Origin of the sequence: Corallococcus exercitus, from assembly GCF_003611585.1 — a bacterium.
Classification (GTDB): domain Bacteria; phylum Myxococcota; class Myxococcia; order Myxococcales; family Myxococcaceae; genus Corallococcus; species Corallococcus exercitus.
The window spans coordinates 1-7086 of sequence record NZ_RAVW01000470.1 but is presented as its reverse complement, the minus strand read 5'-3'; the positions used below and the strand labels follow the sequence as shown (position 1 = coordinate 7086).

Annotated in this window: 5 protein-coding genes; 4 read left to right on the top strand and 1 reads right to left on the bottom strand. The window is 70.7% G+C overall.

The features are described from left to right. Together D7W79_RS46055 and D7W79_RS36005 are read left to right on the top strand one after the other, a co-directional pair. On the top strand, positions 1–1146 hold a 1146-nt coding region (locus D7W79_RS46055; RefSeq protein ID WP_120529825.1), incomplete at its 5' end, for an ABC transporter permease. A gap of 25 nt (positions 1147–1171) precedes the next feature. Further along, positions 1172–2062 carry an NAD(P)-dependent oxidoreductase gene (locus D7W79_RS36005; protein WP_120529824.1) on the top strand — a complete coding sequence of 297 codons (891 nt, stop codon included), beginning with the start codon at positions 1172–1174 and terminating at the stop codon, positions 2060–2062. A gap of 80 nt (positions 2063–2142) precedes the next feature. Here the strand turns inward: D7W79_RS36005 and asnS are convergent, their stop codons facing one another. After that, positions 2143–3543, bottom strand: a complete 1401-nt coding sequence (gene asnS / locus D7W79_RS36000) for an asparagine--tRNA ligase (RefSeq protein ID WP_120529823.1) — start codon at positions 3541–3543, stop codon at positions 2143–2145. A gap of 221 nt (positions 3544–3764) precedes the next feature. On the opposite strand from asnS, the gene leuS reads away from it, so the two are divergent. Together leuS and D7W79_RS35990 are read left to right on the top strand one after the other, a co-directional pair. After that, a complete protein-coding gene (gene leuS / locus D7W79_RS35995; protein ID WP_120529822.1) occupies positions 3765–6266 on the top strand; it encodes a leucine--tRNA ligase in 2502 nt (833 codons plus the stop codon). A gap of 41 nt (positions 6267–6307) precedes the next feature. Continuing rightward, positions 6308–6868, top strand: coding sequence for a hypothetical protein (locus tag D7W79_RS35990; RefSeq protein WP_147442224.1), 561 nt, complete (start codon positions 6308–6310; stop codon positions 6866–6868). Positions 6869–7086: the final 218 nt, after the last annotated feature.

The window sequence follows — 7086 nt, the reverse complement described above, 5'->3', positions numbered from 1 at the left end:
GGCATGGGCACGCTGCTGTCCACGCTGCACGACCATCCGCTGCCGGAGAACCTCTCCGCGCCCTTCGCCGTGCGCGAGTGGCTGCGCGACGTGCTCAACGCGCCCGGTCCCCGCGCGGTGCTGTGGCCGGGCCGGGCGCTGGTGGCCCCGTCGCTGGCACGCAGCGGGCAGGACTTCCTGCGCTACCTGCCCGCGTCGCTGGCCCTGCTCGTCGCGCACTACGCCTGGGTGCTGGCGGTGGAGGTGCCCTTCGAGGACTCGGCCGTGGCTGGGGCGGACGCGCGGACGCGGCAGCGGGCCCAGCGAGCGTCACGCTCGGCCCACCTGCGCGTGGGCCAGGTGCCCTTCGTGCTCAAGGCCCGGGGGCGCCCGGAGGTGGCGCTGCTCTGGAAGAACCTCATCGCGCGCAGGCGCATGGGCAGCGGGCTGGTGATGCTGCTGGCCTTCGGGGTGATGGGCGCCGTGTTCGCGCTGCTGATGGGGGACACGCGGCTGTTCTCCAACAGCCGTGAGTTCCTGGGCCCCATGGCCCTGATGGTCGCGGTGGCCATGGCCGTGATTGGCCCGAGCGCGTTCCGCACCGATCTGCGCATGGACCTGCCCAAGCTGGAGCTCTTGCGCGCACTGCCCCTCACGGGACGGCAGGTGGTGGGCGCGGAGCTGGGGGCCTCCGCGCTGACGCTGGGCGTGGCGCAGTGGGTGATGCTGGCCGTGGCGCTGATGCTGGGCGTGGGCACGGACGACGAGACGCTCGCGCCATGGTCCGCGCCGGTGGTGCTGGGCCTCTTGCCGGTGTTGCCGGCGCTGGGGCTGGCGGGGCTGTTCGTGCAGAACGCGGCGGTGGTGCTGCTGCCCGCGTGGATTCCGGCGGATGCCGAGCGGGCGCGCGGCGTGGAGGCGCTGGGCCAGCGGCTGCTCACGCTGGTGGGCACGCTGGTGGTGACGTTCCTGGGACTGTTGCCCGCCGCCGTGGTGGCCCTCCTCGTGGGCTATCCGCTGTTCACTGTCATGGGGCGCTGGGCGGTTCCGCTCGCGGGGCTGGTGGCGGCGGGAGCACTGTTCGCGGAGGTGGCGCTGGGCGTCGCCGTCCTGGGCCGCGCCTTCGAGCGGCTGGACGTGTCGGAAGAACAGTCGAACGAAGCGTGAACGCGAGCACGAAGGGAGCATCTCCATGAAGGTCGGCTTCATCGGGTTGGGGAACATGGGCACGCCCATGGCGAGGAACCTGGCCGGCGCGGGCCATGAGCTCATCGTCTGGAACCGCACCGCGTCCAAGGCGGAGCCGCTGAAGCAGCAGGGCGCGCGCGTGGCGAAGACGCCCGCCGACGCCGCCCGCGACGCGGAGGTCGTCGTGTCCATGCTGGCGGACGACCACGCCACGGAAGAGGCCGTGCTGGGCAGGGACGGCATCGTCGGCGCCCTGCCGAAGAACGCCATCCACGTGTCCTCCAGCACCATCTCCGTCGCGCTGTCGGAGCGCCTGACGAAGGCGCACACGGACGCGGGGCAGGGCTACGTGTCGGCCCCCGTCTTCGGCCGGCCCGAGGCCGCCGCGGGCAAGCAGCTCTGGGTCGTCGCCGCGGGCCCGAAGGCCCAGGTGGAGCGCGTGCGCCCGCTGCTCACGGCCCTGGGGCGCGGCCTCACGGAGCTGGGGGAGCGGCCCTCCGCCGCGAACACGGTGAAGCTGTCCGGCAACTTCCTCATCGCGTCCATGATGGAGGCCCTGTCGGAGGCCTTCGCGCTCGCGGAGAAGTGCGGCGTGGAGCGCGCCGCGTTCCTGGACGTCTTCAAGTCCGTCTTCGCCAAGGCGCCCATCTTCGAGAACTACGCGGGTGCCATCGCGAAGGGGCAGTACACGCCCGCGGGCTTCGCGCTGCGCCTGGGCCTCAAGGACGTGACGCTGGCGCTCGAAGCGGGGCGCACGGCGGAGGTGCCCCTCCCGCTGGCCAGCCTCCTGCGGGACCACTTCCTCACCGGCGTCGCGCAGGGACGCGGCGACGAGGACTGGTCCGCGCTGGGGGCGCTCGCCCAGGAGCGCGCGGGCATCAAGCCGAAGGGCTGAAACACGAAGGGCCTCCCGCAGGACACGCCACGGGAGGCCCTTGCTGACTTCAGTGCGACTTCAGTGCGTCGGGGCGCGGACTAGAACGCGGCGGAGCCCGGCACGCGCGGGTAGGGGATGGCGTCGCGGATGTTCTGCAGGCCGCACATGTAGACGATGAGCCGCTCGAACCCCAGACCGAAGCCCGCGTGCGGCACCGTGCCGTAGCGGCGCAGGTCGCGGTACCACTGGTAGTGCGCGGGCTCGAGGCCGAACTTCCGCATGCGCGCGTCCAGCACGTCCAGGCGCTCCTCGCGCTGGCTGCCGCCGATGATCTCTCCGATGCCCGGGGCGAGCACGTCCATCGCGGCCACGGTCTTCCCGTCCTCGTTGATGCGCATGTAGAAGGCCTTGATGGCCTCCGGGTAGTTCATCACCACCACGGGCCGGCCCACGTGCTCCTCGGTGAGGTAGCGCTCGTGCTCCGTCTGGAGGTCCTTGCCCCACTCCGGCGCGTACTCGAACTTCTTCTTCGCCTTCTGGAGGATGGAGACGGCCTCCGTGTAGTCGATGCGCTCGAAGCTGGAGCCGATGAACTTCTCCATCCGCTCCGTGACGCCCTTCTGCTGGCGCTCCTCGAAGAACTTCATGTCCGGCGCGCACTCGTCCAGCACGGCCTTGAACACGTACTTGAGGAACCGCTCCGCCAGGAGCGCGTCCTCGTTGAGGTCCGCGAAGGCGATCTCCGGTTCAATCATCCAGAACTCGGCCAGGTGCCGCGTGGTGTTGCTGTTCTCCGCGCGGAACGTGGGGCCGAACGTGTAGACCTTCGACATGGCCAGGCAGTACGCCTCCACGTTCAGCTGCCCGGACACGGTGAGGTAGGCCTCCTTGCCAAAGAAGTCCTTGCCCCAGTCAATCTTGCCGTCCGGCCCGCGCGGCGGGTTGGTGGCGTCCAGCGTGGACACGCGGAACATCTGCCCGGCGCCCTCCGCGTCGCTCGCGGTGATGATGGGCGTGTTCACCCAGCAGAAGCCCTCCGAGTGGAAGAAGCGGTGCACCGCCTGCGCCGCCGCGTTGCGCACGCGCGTGATGGCGCCGAAGGTGTTGGTGCGCACGCGCAGGTGCGCCACCTCCCGCAGGAACTCCAGCGAGTGCTGCTTGGGCTGGATGGGGTAGGTGTCCGGGTCGTCCACCAGGCCCAGCACCTGGACCTCATCCGCCTGGATCTCGAACGCCTGCCCCTTGCCCTGGGACTGCACCAGCGTGCCCCGGCAGATGACGGAGGCGCCCGCGGTGAGCCGCAAAATCTCCTTCTCGTAGTTGGGCAGCGAATTGGGCGCGACGACCTGGATGGGGTCGAAGACCGACCCGTCGCTCACGTTGACGAAGCTGATGCCCGCCTTGGAGTCGCGGCGCGTCCGCACCCAGCCGCGCACCTCCACCTTCGAGCCCGCTTCGACGGCCCCCGACAGGGCCTTCTTCACACTCACGACCTGCATGGTGCTCTCCCTCTGCTCCAGACCGGGAAGGCGAGTTAGTCGCGCCCGGGCCCGAGGGCAAGCACCGAGCGAGGTCCACCCCCAGGCTAGGCCAGGCCGGCTGGGGGCCCCTCCCACCCGGCTGTCCGGTCAGGGGGCCCGGGGCGCCAGCCGTCCAGGCTTTCGACGCGCCAAGACTTGTTGCCCGCGTGTCCTACCTCCCGCTAAGAGTCCGAGGAGCCATGGCGATGAACGAGCGTTACGAGCCGCAGTCGATTGAAGGAAAGTGGCAGACCCGCTGGGAGCAGGAGGGCCTCTTCCGGGCAGGCAGGCGTCCGGATGCCCCCAAGAAGTACGTCCTGGAGATGCTGCCGTACCCCAGCGGCCAGATGCACATGGGGCACGTGCGCAACTACCTCATCGGGGACGTCTACGCGCGCTACTACCAGATGCGCGGCTTCGACGTACTGCACCCCATGGGCTGGGACGCCTTCGGTCTGCCGGCGGAGAACGCGGCCATCAAGGACGGCGTCCACCCGGTCATCCGCACCCGCGAGAACATCGAGTCGTTCAAGGCGGAGATCAAGACGCTCGGCTACAGCTACGACTGGACGCGCGAGGTCAACACCAGCCAGCCGGAGTACTACCGCTGGAACCAGTGGTTCTTCCTCCGGATGCTCGAGCGCGGGCTCGTCTATCGCCGCTTCAGCAAGGTGAACTGGTGTACCGGCTGCCTCACCGTCATCGCCAACGAGCAGGTGAAGGAAGGCCGCTGCGAGCGCTGCGACTCCGAGGTGCAGGACAAGGAGATGCCCGAGTGGGCGTTCCGCATCACGAAGTACTCGCAGGACCTGCTCGACGCGCTCGACACGCTCAAGGAGTGGCCGGACCGCATCACCGCGGCCCAGCGCAACTGGATTGGCCGCTCCGACGGCGCGGAGGTGGACTTCCGCGTGCAGGGGCATGACGCCGCCCTGCGCGTCTTCACCACCCGCGTGGACACGCTCTACGGCTGCACCTACGTGGTGCTCGCGCCGGACCACAAGCTCGTCGCCCAGGTGACGACGGCGGACCGCCGCGCGGACGTGGACGCGTTCGCGAAGAAGATGGCCGCGCAGAACAAGACGGAGCGGCTGGGCGAGGACGCGGAGAAGGAGGGCGTCTTCACCGGCGGCCACGCGCTCAACCCGGTGACGGGCCAGCCGGTGCCCATCTGGATCGCCAACTTCGTGGTGAGCGACTACGGCACCGGCGCGGTGATGAGCGTGCCGGCACACGACGCCCGCGACTTCGCCTTCGCTCGCAAGTACGCGCTGCCCGTGCGCGTCGTCATCCAGCCCGCGTCCGGCGACAAGCTCGGTGCCGGGGAGACGCTGGAGGCGGCCTACACGGAGGACGGCGTGCTGGTGGACTCCGGTGACTTCACCGGCATGCCTTCCGCCGAAGCGCGCGTGAAGCTGGCCGCGAAGCTGGAGGCGCAGGGGCAGGGCAAGGCGACGGTGACGTACCGCCAGAAGGACTGGGGCTTCAGCCGCCAGCGCTACTGGGGCACGCCCATCCCCATCGTCTACTGCGAGAAGTGCGACCCGGAGCGCAAGGGCCTCCCCGTCCCGGAGGATCAGCTCCCGGTGCGGCTGCCGGACATCGACACGCAGGCGGTGCTCACCGGCAAGGGTGAGCCCCCGCTCGCGAAGGTGCCGTCCTTCATCAACACCACGTGCCCCAAGTGCGGCGGCCCCGCGCGCCGGGAGGCGGAGACGATGGACACCTTCGTCGACTCCTGCTGGTACTTCGCGCGCTACCTGTCGCCGAAGTACGACGCCGCGCCCTTCGACCCGAAGGAGGGCAAGCGCTGGCTGCCGGTGGACATCTACGTGGGGGGCCCCGAGCACGGCGTGATGCACCTGCTCTACTTCCGGTTCTGGACCCGGGTGATGAAGCTCCTTGGGCTCTCTCCGGTGGACGAGCCCGTCACGCGCCTCATCACCCAGGGCATCGTGAACGGCGCCGACGGCCGCAAGATGGGCAAGCGCTACGGCAACGGCGTGGCGCCCAACACCATCGTGCAGAAGTACGGCGCGGACACCGCGCGCACCTACGTGCTCTTCGCGGGCCCGCCGGAGCGCGACTTCGACTGGTCCCACGAGCAGGTGGAGGGCGTGTTCCGCTTCCTCAAGCGCGTGTGGACGCTGGCCGCCACGCACCACGCTTCGTCGGCGGAGGCCACGCACTCGGGGCCCTACGAGGGCAAGGCGCTGGAGACGCGCCGCGCGGCGCACAAGTGCGTCAAGCGCGTGACGGAGGCCATCGAGCGGCTGTCCTTCAACACCGCCGTCGCCGGCGTCATGGAGTGCGTGAACGCGCTCTACGCGGTGGGCACGCCGGAGACGCCCGCTGAGAAGGCGGCGATGGGCGAGGCGATGCGGCTGCTCGCGCGCATCCTCACCCCGTTCGCGCCGCACATCGCGGACGAGCTGGCGGAGGCCTACGGCGCGAAGGCGTCCACCGTCACGGAGGCCTGGCCGGAGTTCGACCCGGCCCTGGTGGTGGACGACGTGATTCCGTACGCCGTGCAGGTGAACGGCAAGCTGCGCGCGGAGGTGCGCGTGGCGGCGGACGCGGACGAGGCGGCGGTGCGCGCGGCGGCGGAGGCGGACGACAAGGTGAAGGCCGCCCTCGAAGGCAAGACGCTGCGCAAGTTCGTCTTCGTCCCCAAGCGGCTGGTGAACTTCGTCGTCGGCTGACGGCAAGCGAGGGAGGGGAAGTGCCCGCGGAAGTGCTCGTCATGTGCTCCTCCTGCGGGCGCCCCCAGTCGGCGGCCCGGCGCCGCTGTGCCTTCTGCAACGCGGAGCTGCCGGAAGCGCCCCTGCCGCCCATGGCTCCGGCGGCTTCGGCCCCACCGCTCCGCGCCTCCCCGCTGGTGCTGGACCTGGGCAACCGGCGCACCCTGGCGGTGAACGACGAACAGCTGTCGTTCCAGGGGCGCCCGGGCGGGGGCCCGGCGCTCGACGTGCCGTGGACGCGGGTGCGGCGGCTGGAGTGGCGCACGCGGCCCTACTTTGAAGCGCTGGGACTGCTCGCCTTCACCGCCCTGGGCCTCTTCTGGGCGCCCACGCAGGCGGTACGGCTCATGGCCCTGGTGGCGGGCGTCATCAGCGTGATGCTGACGGGGCTCTACCGCCACCACGGCCTCACCGTGGAACTGGACGACGGCACGCGGATGCGGTGGCCCCTGGGCATGGCCCCCCGGGGCTCGGCCCGCGAGGACCGGCTCCAGCAGGCCCGCTCAGCGCTGGCCGACGCCGGCCGCGCGCGCAACGTGCCGTTCACTCGCCCCGGCATGTGAAGACGGCGGAAGGCCCGGCAAGCGGTGGCCCTTCACCGGACCCGGCGCGGACGAAGGCCCGGGCGGCATCGATGGTCGCCGGAGGCATGCGCGGCATTCCACGGGCCGGCTCCGACGCTTGACGGAGGATCGCGGCCGGGTAGGGTGCGCGCCCATGCGGCCCTCAAGGAACGCGGTGCAGGCGGGTGCGGTGAAGGCGTTCCGGTGGGGCGTGGTGG